The sequence below is a fragment of the Rhizobium sp. 05N430 genome (assembly GCF_056396985.1).
This window is the reverse complement of the sequence record NZ_JBFTMO010000019.1, coordinates 54,233-71,738: the sequence shown is the minus strand read 5'-3', so window position 1 is coordinate 71,738 and position 17,506 is coordinate 54,233. Positions and strand designations below refer to the sequence as shown.

The following is a 17,506-nucleotide window of genomic DNA, read 5'->3' as shown; positions in this document are numbered from 1 at the left end:
TATGTTTGATGAAGCCGAGTCCCAAGTGATCGCGACGACCACCGGGTCGGGCGGCGAAGGCAAGGTTTTACAAAAGGAGCGTCCGGTGAACTCGATCGAGCAACTGTGGGAGTGGCGGCAAACCATTGCGGATCTCTACTGTAATATCCGAACGAGCGAAGACCCCGCGATCGCCTGGCAAACGTGGTGCGACACCCGTTCCCAACTGTTCCGGGGGCATCCCCAATCACCCATCGAGGCCCAGGACCGACAAGGTTATCAGGGGCCCGCAATGTTTCCCTATGATCCTTCGCTGCGCCTGACTGTTCGCCTCGAGGAGACACGCGAGGAGCGGATCACCGTTGCGACGGGCGCTGATGGCGAGTTGACCATGCGCGCCTTCGCACGTACCGGCGGGTTACAGGATGTGCTCGGAGGAGAACTGACGCTTTACTGGATCGAGGGCTACGGCGGCGGCGTATTCCTACCTTTCACTGACGCCACCTCAGGCAACGAAACTTACGGAGGCGGGCGCTACCTTCTCGATACGATCAAGGGCGCAGACCTCGGTACGTTGCGCCCGGACGGAAGCGCCATTCTCGACTTCAACTTTGCTTATTTCCCGTCCTGCTCGTACTCCAGCCGTTACGTCTGCCCACTGGCACCGTCGGGCAATCGCCTAAGAGGCGCGGTGCGGGGCGGGGAGCGTTGGGGGTAGGGTCCGGAAACAGGTCATGCGAAAAGGTAGCAGACTGCGACAGACGCTATTGGGGCGACGAGCGCGCGCGCTCTCGGGGGCATCAGACGACGTTGCTAGAACACAACGGGACCACCACACCGTGATCCCCTGGGAGCCGAGCCCCGTATCGCGTTACCTCCCTGAACAACCACGGGGAACCGAGATGAATAAGCTGTAACGCGTCGTAGAATATGAGATGCTCATCCGCCTCTTCTTGGCAGACGTGCTCGATATCGACGCGGTTTTCACCGATGTCGATATGCCGGGTGGACTGAGCGGCATTGACCTCGCGAAGATGCTGGTTAGCACGATCCCCGCGTTGGCGTCGCGGTGACGTCATAAAGGGTGGATGTTTCACGGATCGACCTACCTGCGGATGCACGGTTCCAGCCAAGTCCTTTAATCGATGATGGCATTGAGCGTCATTCAAGCGACCACCGTTGTCCGCGCTGACAGAACGTCTTGATCTCAGTCGATCGACTGCCGCCCGCCCTGAACGGTTGAAGGTCGGAGGATTGCCTCTTACCATGTCAGCGTATGCTTGCTTGCCTTCCGTGTGAACGACCATCAGCGATCCCGGCTCCCAGGTGACTGTGGTGTAGAGATCAGTTCTGCGGCGGTATTCGGTGAGACCAAAGTCAATCATCTGCAAGTCGACCAAGCGGCCAGCAATTGCTGAGGCCCAGAAGCGTGGCTTGGCGACGAGCAAACAGGTTGCGAATGTCATATACGACGCTGCGACTGACGGTATCGACAGGCTCCGTTACGTGGCTACCGAGGACATCAGGCCCCTCGTGGAGAAGCGGCGCGGTAGCTCAGACGAAGAGGATATGGCTTTCACGCCGGAACGGATGACGCCAAGGCTCTAGCCGTCGTTAGTTATCTCGCCAGCGCTCCGCCAGTAGTGGTCGATAATATGCTGAGCGTTGTTGACAATGCGCTGGCCGATCTCGGCATCGCCGCCCTTTAAAGTGTCGGGATCTCCCCCGCTCAAGCTCACGAACATGACCTGCTGGACCGTGAACTTAAAATAGTCGGCGCTTGTTGGCTCGAACGCCAGTCCGGCCTCTCTAAATCTGTCCGCGACCTCCGCGGCAGCTTCATTGATAGCCGCGAAAACCTTGTCGAGCATCGCGCGCTCTGCGGCGTCCTTGATCTCAATGTATTTTCGCTCTTCGGGCGTTGGGACTGGGCAGGATTTGTCGGACATCGGCAACTCCGGACTTGGTTTCGGTTAGTTAGCTTTCCACTATCGATGGGCGATATTGCGACAAAATTGTACGCCGAGACTCGATCCGTTTCACTTTTTGCCCTCCAATGTATGAAGATTCCCAAACGAGCGCGTTGACCATGACGTTACGGCAGAGTTCAGAGTCTTTTCTGAGGTTGGGCAATTTGTGAGACCGTACCATGTCAAAATTAATTGGCGGCATCGACCGATAAGCGTATGTTTGTTCGTCGGCTGGAATGCAATGGCAACGGCCGCTTGGGAGTTGATACGAGCTCTCGCCCCTCTAACAAGGAGGGCGATCTATGTCGGAGCTATTCCGCGCGATTTCGTTCAGTGATGACGTGACACCGGTATTTGAGGCCATGGCTGAGTGGTGTGAAACTCACCGCGTCAGTCCGAACAGCCAGGAGGGATGCTCGTTGGTATCGCGCCTCTTCGACCTTTTGCAGGCCGGATATACAACCAAAAGCGAGTTGCTGGCTGCGTTGGGCGAAGCGCGTCAAACTTAGTGGTTCGCACGATCCCGACGCACGACACTGTATTTCCGCTGATCATGGGACGAAAAAATGAAACAGTCGGCTGTTGATCTCATCCTCCGGGGAGACAGATACATCGTTCGGGTGACCGAGCTGGGCAAGGTCACCGAGCAGGATTTTTCAGGCATTCATTTTGCACTTTCGTGGGCATCAGGCCAAAGCGTTCGCCTTGGCTTGAAGACGCCCAATCCCCCGGCTTTCAATTCCGAAGCGTAGTTGTAGAGTGCCGAAACCGACCAAGATTATCTTTCTAAGGCACTGTTTACTTGCGACAGAATTCTGTGGCAGCACCGCAGGGGCATACAGCCTCATGCGGTCTCAAGCTGCACGTTGACGGCTCTGGGGCCCTTACCCCTCTTGTCAGGCTCCGTATCGAACGAAACCTTCTGACCATCGCGCAGGGATTGGATGCCGGACGCCTGAAGCGCGGAGATGTGGACGAAGATATCCGCTCCGCCGCCATCCGGGGTGAGGAAGCCGAACCCCTTGTCCATGTTGAAAAATTTGACTGTACCTGTTGCCATTTTTGTTCCCCTTGGCATTTTTACGGGCAGCAACATGCAATGGCTTTTGGAAGCCTGCAACCATAAAAACAACGTCAGCAGCAAACGACATCGGATCGTCGTTTGATCCAGCGATCAAGCGGAAGCGATCCTTGTTCACCGCCTATCGGGCTCCAGTCTGCGATAGCGGAGAGTGGAATTCGGATATCCCTCGCGTTGAGCCGAACAGTCAGCACAACGCCGTCGCAATCGATCGGTTCTACGATCAACGCACGACATGGTATCTATGACAATTTGCATCGCGCAGCTCCAAGTTTATGAGCTACATCTTATGCAAGCAACCTTGCTACAGGCAGGGCTGATGACGGGCAGCTGGCCGGGAAGGCTACGGCGACAGCCTTGCTGAAAGGTAGGGCTTAGAGCGCCGTAGCATATGGAGGGTCGGGTCCTATCATTGCGAGCGGTCACACATCTCCTCATCGGGCTGCTGGCTCGCCGTCAAAAACCCGTGAACAAACCTCGACGGGCATGAAACGTGACCTAACTCGTCGGATGTTCAGGAGGAGAATATGCGGGTTTTGATTGTTGAAGATGAGGCGCTCATTGCTATGGAGCTTGAGCGGATTGTTACGGACTCTGGGCATTCTACGGTTGGTCCAGTTTCCACAGTGGAACAGGCGCTCGCTCACGCCCCTCGTGTCGAGGCCGCTTTGGTCGACCTTGGTCTAGCGGATGGGTTGAGTGGAGCCGCCTTGGCCAGAAGGTTGATCGACCGCTATGGACCGAAAGTGATCTTCGTGACCGGAACGCCCCGAGAGGTCGGTCACGGTCTTGACGGCGCAGTCGACGTGATCGGGAAGCCGTTTTCCGACGAGCGAATTCTCCAGAGCTTGGCGAAGGCAGACACGAAGTCAAAGACGGCTTTGAACGTCGCTGCAGACTGGTAGACCGCGTCTTGGGGCTTCTGAAGCCAGATATGCACGGCGATTTGCCTTCTACGCGGTGCGGCTGAATTGGGCCGCACCGACCAACGCGACCACCCTCAGTTCAAGCTTCCACATATTGATGGCGTCCAAAGTGGACTCGTGGATTGCGATGCCGTTCCCTCGATATCCATTTGCATGGTTGCAACAAGCTAGTCAGGCGGCATGATGGATGGCAGATCTTGCGCGGCCAAGGCCTCTATGAGTTTAGCTTCCGTGGAAAGACCGCTGCGGGTCTGCCGGTTGTGTCGGTCCAACGTCAAGAGGTATCTCCGCATCATCATGTTAAGTCCATATTTTTGTCGAGCGGGCTGACTAATCGGGGGACGACGTGAAGTGAAGACCAAGTCGATACTGGTTTGCTCGCGAAGCGGCTTGCTAATTCCTCGGTTGTGAACTCATAAACCGGTGCATTGGCGCTGTCCTGTTTCTCAGGGGGGCCCCATAAACCTGTCCGCTCAGGATCGGCCGCTCGACACTGGCAATTCCACACGGGAATCCGAATAGCCCAGAATTCAAGGAAAAAAATAGCGCCGCTGGGAGGTGGCGCTGAATTGTGCTCGGGAATTGAGCATAGGAGCGGACAAGACAACGAAGAGGGAAGTCATCATGCCCACGACGCATTTAGTGCGTGTTTTGGTATTGCCAAGGTGTCCGCCACGCCTTTCGCTCCAAAGAACTCCGATTTTTATCGGTGAGGAGTCTGGAAATCTGACACAGTCACATCGACATCTGGCATTCAACCCCTATTTCGTCAAAGATATGAGTGGTTGGAGATGAGATGCATATCGACATCGACGGCGCGTGCCAGTGTGGACAGGTCAAGTCGCTAAGGTCCAAGCCCAGGACGTCACGATTTGCCATTGTAACGACTGCCAGCGGCTTACGGGTGCGGCGTACCGCGTGACCGTAACGGCCCTACGTGAGAACTTCCGCCTAACTTCTGGCCATCCAACGCTGTACGTGAAGACCGCCGCTAACGGCCGCAGAAGAATGCAATACTTTTGCTCCAACTGCGGCTCGCCGATCTATACGAGCGGCGAACTCGAGGATGCCAATCAGGTTGGAATCCGGCTTGGGACCATAACGCAGCGGCAAGATCTCGGACCACGCGCACAGTTTTGGTGCTCATCGGAGCTTTCTTGGGCCCAAGATATTCGGTCCTTGCCTCGGTACAGCGGTGATTAAATCCGAGGTTTGCACTTGCGGCGAAGGTACGGTGGGCTAGCATCGTCCCGATGCATGGCCAATGCGATCTGTTTCGGGGTCTAACGTCCAGAAAGGGAAGTGGGCGCGGTATCCGTCCGGCGGCGGCGAGCAGCCTGAACGGTGCCAGCAATGCCTTGGTGTCCAACGGCGCTCATTTCGGAGCCAATCTTGCAACGGGATCAAACTCCTTGGTCATGGAGAAGCTGAAGCGGGTCATCTTCTCGTCGGACAGAACTCCCAACGTCCCTCCGTGGGCACGGGCAATTTCTGAAGCAATAAAGAGGCCCAACCCCAACCCCTGACCCTTCGAACCCTCTGCTCTTTCAAAAGGTTGGAAAAGCTTATTGAGAGATTGCTGCGGAATTGGCTCGCCACGATTTTCGACGCTTAACTCGAATTTGTCATCCGTGGTGATTGCCTTCACCCGCACGGGATGGTCTGGTGCACCGTGCGTTAGGGCGTTTCCAAGGAGATTGGAGAACATCTGTCCTATTCGCGCATGGTCGATCCGAAGCGGAGCTTCGATCTCCAGGCACATCTCGATCGCTCTTTCGGGATGCGCGATTTTGAACTCCTGAACGACGTGCTCGATCGTGTCCTCAATGGTTCGGTCGGGATCGAAGTCAAGATTGATCCCGCCGCCGAGCCTCGCGCGCGCCAGGTCCATGACATTGTCTACCAGTCCCGCCATGCGCACCAGGCTTGCCTTCATCATGCGTAAGAGTTGTGGCGACTTATCGGTCCAGCCATGACGTAGAAGCCGATTGATCCCGGCGTCCACGCCGGCGATCGGGTTGCGAAGATCGTGGCCGAGCACGGCGATGAATTGTTCCCGAACCTCGGATTGCTTTCTTTCGTGGTCAAGATCAATTTTTGCGGCATCTAGCCTGTCACTGGCGTCAAGATGGTAGGCGATCAGTTCTGCGAACAGCTTAAAGGTCCCTATTGTCTCGGGGTTGTTGACCTTCGCTGTCTTGGAGTGGATAGCGCACAGAGTGCCGAAGAAAGTTCCGTCGGGAAGGATGATCGGCACCGAGATGTAGCTTTGGAGGCCGTAGATCCGCGGTGTGTGGTGGTCACTGTAGATCGGGTCTTCAGCCACATCGTCGATGGCGACGACTTCATGATGCTGCCGGATCTCATGACAGAGAGTGGTCTCCACCTTCAACTCACCACCCGCCGGCAGCCCGAAATCGACATTGTCCAAGACCTGACATGCGATCCATCGCTCTTCCGTGACGCGGGCTACGGCAGCAAACCCCATTCCGGTCGAGCGGCAAACGACATCGAGTATCGATGGAACCGCGGAAATTCGCTGGACTTTATCGATGTCTTTTTGGAAGTCTTCGTTCACCTGCCCGCCCCAACACTAATAATACTGCGAATATGGTGTTCCCCAACAGTTTTGAAAGCGCTCGTATGTAGGGTTTCTGCGCGGGTTTCACTGAATTTGAGACGACCTGAGGCTTGTTCGGCAGCAAGGGTCCACTTTCATCCAGTGGCGAGCAAAACCGTCGCATCGTGCGTGGATGTTGAGCGGCCCAGAGCTTCAAGCTCACGGAACGCCGCAGACAGTGACCTCAGGTTCGATAATGCCGTCCTTCGATTATAGTCATCAAACTATGGAACTCCCTTGCGGTCTGGTAGTTCGCACTACGGGGAGGATCCGGTGATCCAAGTATTAGTCGTTGAAGACGAGCCGCTTCTTTTGATGATGGCGCTGGACCTTGTCGAAGATATTGGTTTCGAGGTTTTCGAAGCAACCAACGCGGATGACGCTCTTCGGCTATTGGAAGCGGAGCCTGGTATTCGAATAATTTGGACGGATATCGACATCCCCGGCTCGATGAATGGCCTCGTGTTCGCAACAGCCGTGCGTGAACGATATCCGCCGATCGAGATACTTGTTGTATCCGCGATGGCGAAGCCGCTCCTCCACCAGATGCCGGAGCGCGGAATTTTCTTCACAAAGCCATACAATCGGAAGCAGTTGGCTCAAACCTTGATCGGGCTCGCCGCATAACCGCCGCTCGCTTGCATCAAAGGCAGCGGAAATCGAACGCACTTACAGATACAGTCATACGGGGCTGCGCTGATCGAGCTTGGCTTCAAAAGTCTTCGGAGTCAGCGACTGCCTGGCAGGCTCTGGCTCTGCCGTAAGTCGTCGATCGACTGGCTTTGCGACATCCGTTCGTTAGCATTGCGGTCGCCCTCTGACACGTCGCGTTGGTGGCCGGTCGGGATAATGTCGTCGACAACGTCGCTCGAAACGTCTTCAGCCAGATCGTATCCGCGAACCCTTGGCGAAGTCGCTTTGGAACTCCTGCTGTATCGGCCGATGCCGGTCGCGCTGCCTGCGGTCGCATCAGCCTGGAACACGTCCTCCTTGGACGCTACAGCCTGCTGGTTATATCCGCCGGCCGACCAGCCTTCGGCGCGCCACAGGTCGGCCCGCTCGTCCATGTCGATCGATCCCTCGTCGTCAAGTATGTCGTGCGCCGTGTCGTAGTTGCTGTCGTCGACCGAAGCAGAGACGAGAAAGCCGCCGCGACGAAGGCCCTCGGCAAAGACGTCGCGGTCATTGTCGGGAAAGAACCAGTCGGCCAGCCCGGCCCAGAACCCGGAACCTTCCCTTTCGCTTGCAACGTTTTCGCCGTTAGCCTCGTAGCCCGGCATTAGACGGACGTCGGCAACGCCTGCCGACCTCAGCTTTTCGATGGCAGTCTCGGCGTTGCCCCGGCTGTCAAAGAATGCAGTCAAAGTACTTTTGGCCAGGTCACCCGCGTATACGGGCGCGCTTTCGTTGTAAACGTTGGTCATGAATGCTCCTCCTCTTTTGGTTAGGAGCGAACGAGCACGCGCGTTGAATGTTCCGTCTTCAACCGGAGCCAGACGATAACTCGCCGTAATGGCGCCATAGCCTGTAAAAATGGTCGCCGGCAGCTTTCGTCCTCCGACGTCTCGCGTGCTAATCGTCCTCAACGATATCTCACTCCTCGTCGGCCACCGACTTCTCCGAAGGATCACATCGAGGGTGACTGGACGCAGCCCTTGTGCGCCAACTCCGACGTCGATTGGCGGGGAAGGGGCTTCAACCGCCCATGTGAGTGGCCGAGCAGATCTATAGACTGCTTTCCGATCTGCTTCCATGTCCGGAAAGCATAGTGGCAAAGGATCAGGTGGTGACCGCCCTGCTGGAGCTCGGCATAGTGTTGCGCGCTATCCCCTTCTCGCGACTGCGGCGTCGTCTCAGGATCGTTGTTGCCGACGGTCAGGTGCTTGCCGCCGTTGAACTTCCTTAGGAGTTAGTTGCAAACTGCGGGCCTTCGCCGACACGACGTCTCCAAGATGCCAGGCCTCGTCGGACCCGACCCTCTCATTCCAGTTCCGGATGTGCGCTGCGTCGTGTTCCTCCATGTTGGAGAGAGGCCTTCGATCCAGACGGAGGACACCCGGATCGCCGAAATGTGTGTCGCCGGTGAAAAACATCATCCGCACTATTTGGCACTCTGAGTTCGGACGTCGACAGCAGCCCATGTTGGTTCTGACGCAGCAAGCTCGCTGTAAAACAGACCGCAGTATCTAGGTAGCGCACGAGCCGTTACACCAACAGGTTTGCGCGCACAAAGATGTTTGCAGTTCGAATGTATCTTCATCCGCTGTCGTTGCGTCAAAGTAGGGCCGTCAGAGCGGCCGCCGGTCCTAGCAGTGCAGACGCTACCCACAGCCTCTGTCGTCGTACGGTGCCGGACCAAACCTCGCATAGTAAACCTTGGTTAAGTTTCATTAGCAATGCTGAATATGCGCTTTGCAACGGAGGTTTATATGTCGCAGGTTCATCTGATTGATCATCTCGAAGCAGCCAAAAAACTCGCTGAACTCAGCGATCAACCGTTTGTCGTCTACCTTATCAAAATGGCAAAGGACGCCGCTATCAAAGCGGAGGCCGAGCGGAGGCGGGTAGCCTAAGCCGGGCTTTACTTTGCGGGCCAGTTCCACTGAGGTTCGTATGGTCTGCGTGAGGCGGCGTAGTGTCCTGTGTCATCGCACTCAACATTGTCACCCGACATCCGGTGCCGATGTGAGATCGCCAAAGTGCCATCAAGACAATTGCAAACTCCATTGGGCATTATGCTCGAATGCTGAAGTATCGCATCCGATATTGACAGCCTCGAATCTACAAACGACAACGAAATTGCCAAACAGGGAGATACGCCAATGGCCGACGAAAACAATCCAAGCATTGCTCCAGACACAGCCGCTGTAGCGCCGGAAGCCCCAGCAAAGAAGAAACGTGCACCGCGTGTCAAAAAGGCGGATGCGAAGGCAGCTGCAACGACTGCGGAGCCAGTTAAGAAAAACCGCGGTGGTCGTCCCAAGCGCACCGAGGTTGCCGCATCGCCGGCAGCTGCCAGCGCCACAGCGACCCGCGGTAAGCGCACAGCAGCAAGCCCAACGACAGGCAAACGCGGGCCAAACCGTTCTGCGAAGCCAACAGCGGCCACATCTCCTCTGGCAGACGACTTCGCGGAACTTCTCCAGCTCGAGGAAGAAAATCAGCGCCTCCGCAAATCGCTGGCAGAAAAGCTTCGCGGTGAGAACGCTGATCTTCGCAGCCGTCTTGGACTGAAGTGATCGCCTATCGATGGCGGATGGTTTGCTTCGCATCCGCCATCGGTTAAAGTCCATGTAGAGAATCGTTCGCCCGATCGGACTTTCTGATCCGGTCTCTGCGCCGCGTATATTGGCGCTTCAAGCGAGAGGGAACGTCTATGTCGCCATGGAACATTATCTCCAAATTTAGGTCTAAGGCCCCGGCTCAAGCTGCAAAACCAGCCCAAGAGCCGGCAATTCCCCCTCGCGAAGAGGCCTCGCCGAGCGTTGTCTCCGACGAGGTGAGGATCACACAGGCCGCCCCGGTTGCAGATGCGATGGTACCCGAGCATGAGCGCGTCGTCGTCAGGGTCTCGGCCCACCACGTATCCTCCGAAAACTCTGCGGTGACTGAACAGCTGACGCACACCGAGATAGCGGAAGAGCCCGGAGATGCGCATCAAGTTTCCGAGGATGCGCTAACGATCAGCAATGCTCGACCTACCTACGATCTTCGAACTAAGAAGAAAGCGGCCAAGGCGTCTCGGGTCTCCTTGAAGTCCGCAGGGGCCAAAGCCCCAGCCAAACTGGTTGAGCCGCCGCCACGTGACGAGCGGGGGGAATATGTCACCGCAGCGTTCAGCTTGGATGATGATATCAAACAGCTCAGGGCCACACTTGCCGAAAAACTGGAAACACAGAACGACCAATTGAGAGACATGCTCTCCCGCTTCGATGGCAGATAAGTGTCGCGTCTCGTCTCAATCAATCCTGGCTCAATAGATTGATGCAGAGCTACGCTGACGATCGGCTAGGCAGGAGGCCCTGTTTGATGCGGGATGTCTTGTCGACCTCAAGTGAAAGAGCTGATGACAGACTTTCGGTGTGCCTTTTCCAGGGATAGAGGGCTCCGTCGAGCGGCTTGCTGGTCGTCGTGGTGACTGCGGACGTTGGATTGTTGCTAGGTGCCAATCTCCTCCGGATCAGGGACGGTGTTTGCAAGGATGTCGTGAATGCTCTTTCGCTGCTTTAGCGACAGATTGGGATTGTCATCGACTACTCTTTCGACAGCGGCCTTCAATTTTTGTGCCGTCTTTACGAGACGCAGCTCTGCTGTCACGAGTTTTTCAGGCGCCTGTTGCATCGGGATGCTGCCCTTCGAAGCGAGATCAACAGTGCGGGTCCTTCTCGGCGTTATCGAAGGAGACGCTTCTTTGTCGGTTGCTTGTGAAAGTTCAGGCTTTTCAAGGTTTTCGGTCGGGGACTGTTCGTAGTCCTGCAGCACAGCCGGCACCATCGGCATCGTTGTAAGTTCGACCTCAGGAATTTCGACCATGCGATACGGAGCAGCAGCAGCGGTTTTGAACGGTTCGACCTTGTAGTAGCGGATCTTTTTGGTCTGGATTGGCCGTTGACCTTCGACCAGCAGGATCGCGTTCTTCTCCGGCATTTGTCTGATCTCCTGCGGCATCATCAGGTCGCGCTCGCGAATCTGCTCGACCTTGGTGCGGCGCGGAAGCCCCATCAACTCGACCGTCCTCGATTCTGACTGATAGCGGATCGTCCGCTTCCCAAGTGCACGAGAGGTATAATCGGCGGTTGCCTGGTCGTTGGCGCCGAGGATGAGTTGAAGGCCGCAATTGCCGAGCAGCGAGTGCCGCGCGGTTTCACCGTAGATTTCGTCGATATTCTTCAGGTCCTGAATGATGAAGGCTAGCTTGATATTGTAGCCCGCGACATAGGGCAGTTTGTTGAGAATCTCGTCCATTCGTTTCAACTGCCGGAATTCGTCGAGAAGGAAGTAGACGGGCAGGGCAGCCGGATTATGTTCGCGGGTCAGGAGATCCATGATCTGCTGAACGAAGAGTGTCAGCAGTGGTCGAAGGATGGTCATATCGGTGATGTTGGGTGCGAGATAGATTGTGACCGGTCGCCGCTGCAGAGAGGCGATGTCGATGTCGGTGATACTGGTGGCCGCGACCACGCGCTCGTTGCGGAACGGAGCCAGCGCCTTCTGGATATCGAGGAGCGCCGAGCGCGCAGCGCGTTCGTTGAGTGAGATGTAGGCATTGAAGCTATCAACCGTGAAGCGTGACAGATCCGTTTCATTCTCTTTGATAAGCTTCATCAGGGCCCGGAGATCGACGCCGGCATTGAAGAAAGCATTCACTTCGCCGAAATTGCGCCGATTGTGATAGTGGCGGCTCTCCAGGATGTAACTGATGATACCCGCAATGACCTGCTGGGCCGTGCCCTGCCAGACGGCATTCTCCGATCCGACCGTCTCCGGTATCAAGATCGCTGACATATTCTGGATATCGATCGTACGGCTGCCGCGATCGGACCGGACGAAGTCGAGCGGATTCCAGCGATGCGTTTTCGGCGACCCTGGCGAAAACAGAAATACCTGATGCCCTCGCGATTTCCGGTATCCGGCCGTCAGTTCGAAAATTTCGCCCTTGAGATCCGTGACGATCATCGAGCCTGGAAACATCAGCGCATTCGGGATGACATAGCCGACACCCTTGCCGGAGCGGGTCGGTCCGATGATCAGGTGGTGACGATCGTCCTTTCGCCTCAAGATACTGCTACCGTAGGCGCCGAGGACATGGCCATCCTTGCGGAACCAGCCTGAGCGCCGCAGGGTAGCCATATCCTGAAACGCCGCGTCTCCCAACGGATTGGATGGTCGTCGAAGTCCGAACATCGCGGCTGCGACAGCGGCAGCCAATGCCGGGATCGCGGCCGCGCAGGCGACCAGTTGAAGCGGCCGGTTGCCGATATAAGCGGCAAATTGCTGAAACGGGACGAGCGGGTTGGTCGTCGTCATCATATGGAGGACGCGCCCATCCTTCCAAACGACTTGCAAAATCAGCGAATAGGCAAGCATCCAGACTGCGACTGCGAGCAAAGCGCAGAAGAACAGGTAGACGGCGGCATATTCCCGGCTCATGCTGTCCGCCTTGCGTAGAAGATCTCGGAGACGCCTCTTCGCCCGCCGTCGCGCCGTAACTGAATAACGATCGGGATGACCATGCGGATGTAGGACATCAGATCCTGCTTGGAGTAGCCGGAGGACATGCCGGCCTGCATCATCATCATCGCGAGTTGCTCGTATGCGCCGGTTGGCGTATCGGCATGAACCGTCGACATGCTTCCGGGGTGTCCAGTGTTGATCGCACGCAGAAAGGCGAATGCTTCTGCGCCGCGGATCTCGCCGACGAACAAACGATCCGGCCGCATACGAAGCGATGCCTCAAGCAGGGTCTGGATCGAGACGTGCGCCGTGCCCTGGTCGCCGCGTGACGCCAGCAGATGCACGCTGTTGCGATGGGGCGGGAAAAGCTCACGGGTATCTTCAAGCGTCAAGATGCGCTCATGCGGATCGATGCTTTTGAGGCAGGCGTTGAAAAACGTCGTCTTTCCCGTCGATGTGCCGCCACTGATCAGCATCGACACACGTTCGCGGATCGCCGTTTCAATAAAGTCATGGATCCGCTCGGCTTCGAGCAGAGCGGTCAGCCTCGTCTCGATCTCGCTCGCGCCGCCAACGGTGACGGACACTCTGTCGAGCCCGCCGTTGTCGCGATATTGCGCCAGCGTGAAGTCGTTGACGACCTGCTTGCGGATCGAGATCGAGCCACCGTCCGCGGCAGCCGGAGGCAGGACAATCTGGATGCGCTCGCCTGTGGGAAGTGCGGCACTGAGCAACGGATTGATCCGGCTGATGAACTGGTTGCTGGCCGAAGCGACCCGTTCGCCAATATGCTCGATCTCCTTAGCTGTCAGGGCGGCAATGGCGTGGAATTCCATTGCGTCCGCGCCAAGGCGTTCGACAAACACTTCTCCTGGCCTATTGACCGATATCTCGATGACGCCGGGGTCATTGAGGAACTCGCCGAGCGGCGCCAGGGCGCGGCGCAGGAAATAATACGGATCGTTACCGGCTACGACCTTGATCGAGGCCTCGTTCATGTTTGATCTCCTTCAGTGCTTCCTCGACCGGATCGGGATACATGGCGGAAAAGTCGAGATCCTGCCGGACGTAGACGAAAATGCGCTCGCCCTGGAGCACACTGATGGTCGGTGGAATTTTGAGGTTCTCCGACAGCGCCTGGTTTGCCATGTCGGAGAAGGTCTGGGCGATCGTTTCGCGCGCGAGGTCTGCAGCCGGGTCGGAATCGGATTCTCCGTTGCCACTGCCCGAGCTGTATTGGCCGCTTCCGTAACCCGTCAGGTAAGACGAGCTGGCGCCAACAATCGAGAGCAGGATTGCGGAGCCAAAACGCTCACGCCACTTGTTGTCGACAATGCCGGTGAGGCCGGAGCGTGCGAGGCTATCCGTTCCGATACTGTTCAGCCGAACGGTGACGCCATCGTCACGCAGCAGCCTGGTCCAGATGACGAAGATGCGCTTCTGCCCACGGGTCACCTCCGACTGGTATTCACCAATCAGTCGCGTGCCCGTTGGGATCAGGACGCGCCTACCATCGAAGGAATACACGTCCTGGGACGTGATTGCCCGGATCTGGCCCGGCAGATCGCTATTAATCGCAGTTTCGAGGATACCGGGGATGAGCGTGCCTTCGGGGATCATCGCGTCAATCCGGTCGATCTTGCGTGCCTGGGCTGACCGGTCGCCGACGGCCGACGCTGTCGCGAGGAATTTGCTGTTGCGATCTTCGCCCGCCACCGTTGGGCCGCCGGCAGCATTGCTGCCACCGAATGATGATCCGTCGCTTTCACCCTTCGCGGAATCGACGACGATCTGCTTCGAGCGGAATCGCTCTGGGAATATTTCCGGTTCGGGCTCGGCCGCAGGCGTTGCTGCGGCAACCGCCGGCGGTGGCGGCACGGCAAATTCGGTCGTGTCGGGCGGTGCAGGTTTTTCGGGCGGCGGCTCCGGTATCTGGATGATATTGTCGGCTGGCTTTGGATCGGGTTGAGGCTCCGGGCGCAGAAATGACGGCGGCCTGAAGGTTGTTGTCGAGAATTCCTCGTCGCCCTGCAAGGTATCGTGTGTCGGCTTCTGAGCGCCGAAGAAGACGACGTAGACGAGGACTGCGCCACCAAGCAGCAAGGCGGTGCCGCCAAGAAGGTGTTTCCGACGGGCGCGGCTATCGCGCACCGCGACCTCGTCGCCGGCGAGCATGGCTTCCAGTTCTGGAGAACGCTGCATCAGTTGCCGCTCCTTCTTCGTGTCGTCGCTCGGCTGTCAGGCGAGGGGCCGAAGACATCAGCGTCAGGCTGGCCAAAATCCGGCTTGCGCAGATTGAAGATGCAGGTCCACTGGTCGCCATCGCGCAGCGTATATTGCGTCGCGGTGCCATCGACGACGATGTATTCGCCCTCGCGCCGGAAGTTACGCAGCGTCTCGCTGAAGTCGCTGTTCACCGCGAAGATTGCCGGCACCTTCGGACCGAATTTGAAGAAGGTCTTCTCGCCGTCATCAAACACCATCAGCGGCTTAAGAGCCGTATCGCCGGAGAAAGAGTAGTCGATGTTGACGTTCGCCTTGTCGATGCCGGAAATGTTCGGATAGCCGGCGCGCGCTTCGGCCTCCTTCCGCAGCGAGGCATTCAAATCCTTGTCGGGATAAACGAAACGGATGCCGAAGACCTTTTTGTTGTCCTCCGGCGCATAGTCATTGAGCTCAAGGTAGTAGATGCGTTTGGTGGTCACGACATTCATGTTGGTCGCGACATCCTTCGCTTTCGGCTTTACAAAGAGGATGTTGCCCTTGTCGGTTGGCACGACATCCCAGCTTGAGGTGTCACCAACAGCAATCGTCTCGAATTTTTCGTCCTCGTCGAAGATGATCATCGTCGAGATGCCGTAAGTCGCAAAAACACGCACGACATTGTTCGGCTGGTAGACGACGCTGGTCACGCGGGGATCGAGCCGGCCGGCGGCTGGCGTCTCAACCGCGTTCGATGTGTTCGCTATGCATGCTGCGAGCAGAAAGCCGTTTAGAAAGAACCGCCTCACCGATTGCTCTCCGTTACTGTTTCCTGATCCCGTCGATAGTCGTAGACCTGGAAGCCAAGCGGGTTTTCGAAGCGCCATTCGTTGGTCGCCGGCGTGTCCGTGTAGCGATAGCGAACAACCGCGATCCAATGACGGGTGACCGCGTCCGTGTCGGAAACTTCGGTCGTGGCAAACCGCACGATCCCGGTAGAACTGTTCGGAAATGTCACGGATGCTATCTCGACTGTGACCCGTTTCGTTTTCCCGTAGACCTTGGCAGGGTTTTTGGCGTTGGCGGCGCTGTAGAGATCCTGCAACTCTCGGGCAGCGTTGCCGGTCGACAGAAGTGCTGCAATCTCGAAGTTCTGTTCGATGGCATAGGGATCGTAACCCTCGCGCGACCGGATATAGCGCACGATATTTGCCTGAGTGATGGCCTGCTGTTCAGTGAGGTTGGCCGGTCGCGTCAGACCGCTCTTGACCTCGAGATAGCCGGTGTTCCTGTCGACTTCGACGATGTAAGGCTCAAAGCTCTTCAGCGGCACGAGCATCACCAAAGCCAGCAGGCTCAGCAACGTTATGCCAGCGAATGTCAGCGTCACCAACCAGGCAAGGGTGCGGGACCGCTTCGCCTTCTTGACGATCTCCTGCTCCCAGATGTCCCCGCTTTGATAATAGGTTCGAAGGTCAAATTCTTTGGTATCTGCCATGTTGGTGCTTCATATCCGGTTGATCAGCCTGGGAGGCCCTGGCGGGAAATCTTCGTTTGCATCGCGGTCCGCGCTCCGTCGGTGCCTTCGTCGCCACCACCGCGGTTGCTGAACCTGCTGGCAAGGGAGCGGCCAGCGCGATAGGCACCTCGGCCGGCAGCTGTGCTGCCGCGCGCCGCCGTCAGCGGAACTTGTATTCCGACGAACTGCGAAATGCGGCGTGCGGCGCTGCCGACGCCAACTGCAATCCCGCCGGCGATCCCCTGACCGATCGATTGGATGTAGAGCATGACAAATCCACCGGCGACGCAAAGCAGCAGGAAGCCTGCGACGTCGGCAAGGGTGAGGGTCCGCAATCCGCTTGCTGCATCGATTTTGGTGAGCTCCGGGCTCATCGCTGCGATCAGAAAGGCGGCGATGACATAAATGAACAGTGGAATAAGCGCATAGGTCAGGACCTGATTGAACCAGCCGATGCCATATCCCCGGGTTCGTTCAAAGAGCATGCAGGCGATGAAGACCGGCGCGACACCGATCAGCACCCAGAGCATCACCTTCGCGAGGATGAGGATCGCTAGCGCAATCGCGATGAACACGCCGGCGCCGACTATAGTCAGGATGCCGATCATGCTGGGGAGGATGGAGAAGTAGCCCGATTGCTCGGCGAAAGCCGAGGCCGCCTCGTTGGCCGTCTTCCAGATCTGCGACAGGCCATTGGTGGGATCGGTAATCCCCGTTCCGGAAGCCGCAAGAATGGCCCGACCAACATCCTCGGGTGTGTCGTTGAGCCAGTGGTAGAAGAGGTTATTGAAATTTGCCCAGGAGCCGACAAGCGCCAGGATGATCATCATCCTGACAATCCGGCCGATGGTTTCGCCGACCGATAGACGCGAGGTGCCCATAACAAGTTGCAGGCCATACCAGGCGACATAGACTATCAGCATGATCCGCAAGAGCGGCATTAATTCGTTGCCGACAACGGTATAGGCCTGCTGCGAGAAGCTCGAGCCGGAATCTTCAATCCGCTGAAGGAGATCGCCCAGAAAATCTTGCATC

19 protein-coding genes and 2 pseudogenes are annotated in these 17,506 nt (G+C 57.2%); 9 read left to right on the top strand and 12 right to left on the bottom strand.

Features of this window, described 5'->3' with window-relative positions:
• Nucleotide 1 precedes the first annotated feature (1 nt).
• Nucleotides 2-697 (top strand): DUF1684 domain-containing protein, encoded by a 696-nt coding sequence (locus AC1DJO_RS26450; protein ID WP_112389524.1) that lies wholly within the window; start codon nt 2-4, stop codon nt 695-697.
• A gap of 82 nt (nt 698-779) precedes the next feature.
• On the opposite strand, the gene AC1DJO_RS26445 is transcribed toward AC1DJO_RS26450, so the two are convergent.
• Both AC1DJO_RS26445 and AC1DJO_RS26440 read right to left on the bottom strand, forming a co-directional pair.
• The gene (locus AC1DJO_RS26445; RefSeq protein WP_477973764.1) at nt 780-1,445 is read right to left on the bottom strand and encodes a hypothetical protein; all 666 of its coding nucleotides are present in this window, start codon (nt 1,443-1,445) and stop codon (nt 780-782) included.
• Between the two features lie 138 nt (nt 1,446-1,583).
• A complete protein-coding gene (locus tag AC1DJO_RS26440; RefSeq protein ID WP_477973762.1) occupies nt 1,584-1,928 on the bottom strand; it encodes a hypothetical protein in 345 nt (114 codons plus the stop codon).
• Nucleotides 1,929-2,251: 323 nt separating this feature from the next.
• On the opposite strand from AC1DJO_RS26440, the gene AC1DJO_RS26435 reads away from it, so the two are divergent.
• Together AC1DJO_RS26435 and AC1DJO_RS26430 are read left to right on the top strand one after the other, a co-directional pair.
• Complete coding sequence (locus AC1DJO_RS26435) at nt 2,252-2,458, top strand: hypothetical protein (RefSeq protein WP_112446079.1); 207 nt, start codon at nt 2,252-2,254, stop codon at nt 2,456-2,458.
• Nucleotides 2,459-2,515: 57 nt separating this feature from the next.
• Nucleotides 2,516-2,701 (top strand): hypothetical protein, encoded by a 186-nt coding sequence (locus AC1DJO_RS26430; protein ID WP_112446080.1) that lies wholly within the window; start codon nt 2,516-2,518, stop codon nt 2,699-2,701.
• 92 nt (nt 2,702-2,793) lie between these two features.
• Here AC1DJO_RS26430 and AC1DJO_RS26425 read toward each other — a convergent pair whose 3' ends face one another.
• Complete coding sequence (locus AC1DJO_RS26425; protein WP_112389242.1) at nt 2,794-3,009, bottom strand: cold-shock protein; 216 nt, start codon at nt 3,007-3,009, stop codon at nt 2,794-2,796.
• A gap of 548 nt (nt 3,010-3,557) precedes the next feature.
• Between AC1DJO_RS26425 and AC1DJO_RS26420 the strand changes: the two genes are divergently transcribed.
• A complete protein-coding gene (locus tag AC1DJO_RS26420; RefSeq protein ID WP_477973760.1) occupies nt 3,558-3,935 on the top strand; it encodes a response regulator in 378 nt (125 codons plus the stop codon).
• Between the two features lie 823 nt (nt 3,936-4,758).
• A pseudogene (locus AC1DJO_RS26415) lies at nt 4,759-5,159 on the top strand (GFA family protein).
• A 172-nt stretch (nt 5,160-5,331) separates the two neighbouring features.
• Here the strand turns inward: AC1DJO_RS26415 and AC1DJO_RS26410 are convergent.
• Nucleotides 5,332-6,534, bottom strand: a complete 1,203-nt coding sequence (locus AC1DJO_RS26410) for a sensor histidine kinase (protein WP_112446082.1) — start codon at nt 6,532-6,534, stop codon at nt 5,332-5,334.
• Between the two features lie 315 nt (nt 6,535-6,849).
• On the opposite strand from AC1DJO_RS26410, the gene AC1DJO_RS26405 reads away from it, so the two are divergent.
• Nucleotides 6,850-7,203: a response regulator gene (locus AC1DJO_RS26405; protein WP_477973757.1), complete on the top strand. Its 354-nt coding sequence runs from the start codon at nt 6,850-6,852 to the stop codon at nt 7,201-7,203.
• A 101-nt stretch (nt 7,204-7,304) separates the two neighbouring features.
• Here AC1DJO_RS26405 and AC1DJO_RS26400 read toward each other — a convergent pair whose 3' ends face one another.
• Together AC1DJO_RS26400 and AC1DJO_RS26395 are read right to left on the bottom strand one after the other, a co-directional pair.
• Nucleotides 7,305-8,000, bottom strand: a complete 696-nt coding sequence (locus AC1DJO_RS26400; protein WP_112446090.1) for a hypothetical protein — start codon at nt 7,998-8,000, stop codon at nt 7,305-7,307.
• Between the two features lie 186 nt (nt 8,001-8,186).
• A pseudogene (locus AC1DJO_RS26395) lies at nt 8,187-8,672 on the bottom strand (hydrolase); the annotation flags it as partial.
• A 333-nt stretch (nt 8,673-9,005) separates the two neighbouring features.
• On the opposite strand from AC1DJO_RS26395, the gene AC1DJO_RS26390 reads away from it, so the two are divergent.
• From AC1DJO_RS26390 to AC1DJO_RS26380, 3 genes are all read left to right on the top strand, one after another.
• Entirely contained in the window at nt 9,006-9,149 is a 144-nt protein-coding gene (locus AC1DJO_RS26390) for a hypothetical protein (protein WP_162702813.1), read from the top strand.
• A gap of 249 nt (nt 9,150-9,398) precedes the next feature.
• A complete protein-coding gene (locus AC1DJO_RS26385) occupies nt 9,399-9,815 on the top strand; it encodes an MreC domain-containing protein (protein ID WP_112446083.1) in 417 nt (138 codons plus the stop codon).
• A 137-nt stretch (nt 9,816-9,952) separates the two neighbouring features.
• Nucleotides 9,953-10,519 carry a hypothetical protein gene (locus AC1DJO_RS26380; RefSeq protein ID WP_112446084.1) on the top strand — a complete coding sequence of 189 codons (567 nt, stop codon included), beginning with the start codon at nt 9,953-9,955 and terminating at the stop codon, nt 10,517-10,519.
• A 215-nt stretch (nt 10,520-10,734) separates the two neighbouring features.
• Here the strand turns inward: AC1DJO_RS26380 and AC1DJO_RS26375 are convergent, their stop codons facing one another.
• The 6 genes from AC1DJO_RS26375 to AC1DJO_RS26350 are packed head-to-tail and all read right to left on the bottom strand — an operon-like array spanning nt 10,735 to nt 17,505.
• Nucleotides 10,735-12,726, bottom strand: a complete 1,992-nt coding sequence (locus tag AC1DJO_RS26375; RefSeq protein WP_112446085.1) for a type IV secretory system conjugative DNA transfer family protein — start codon at nt 12,724-12,726, stop codon at nt 10,735-10,737.
• Nucleotides 12,723-13,733, bottom strand: coding sequence for a P-type DNA transfer ATPase VirB11 (virB11, locus tag AC1DJO_RS26370; protein WP_477831470.1), 1,011 nt, complete (start codon nt 13,731-13,733; stop codon nt 12,723-12,725). The genes AC1DJO_RS26375 and virB11 overlap by 4 nt, the downstream gene beginning before the upstream one ends.
• Nucleotides 13,714-14,952: a type IV secretion system protein VirB10 gene (gene virB10 / locus AC1DJO_RS26365; protein WP_112540895.1), complete on the bottom strand. Its 1,239-nt coding sequence runs from the start codon at nt 14,950-14,952 to the stop codon at nt 13,714-13,716. Before virB10 ends, virB11 begins: the two co-directional genes overlap by 20 nt.
• Nucleotides 14,952-15,734 (bottom strand): TrbG/VirB9 family P-type conjugative transfer protein, encoded by a 783-nt coding sequence (locus AC1DJO_RS26360; protein ID WP_477973777.1) that lies wholly within the window; start codon nt 15,732-15,734, stop codon nt 14,952-14,954. Before AC1DJO_RS26360 ends, virB10 begins: the two co-directional genes overlap by 1 nt.
• Nucleotides 15,735-15,757: 23 nt before the next feature.
• Nucleotides 15,758-16,450: a VirB8 family type IV secretion system protein gene (locus AC1DJO_RS26355; RefSeq protein WP_477973754.1), complete on the bottom strand. Its 693-nt coding sequence runs from the start codon at nt 16,448-16,450 to the stop codon at nt 15,758-15,760.
• A 23-nt stretch (nt 16,451-16,473) separates the two neighbouring features.
• The gene (locus tag AC1DJO_RS26350) at nt 16,474-17,505 is read right to left on the bottom strand and encodes a TrbL/VirB6 family protein (protein WP_112540898.1); all 1,032 of its coding nucleotides are present in this window, start codon (nt 17,503-17,505) and stop codon (nt 16,474-16,476) included.
• Between the last annotated feature and the right edge of the window lies 1 nt (nt 17,506).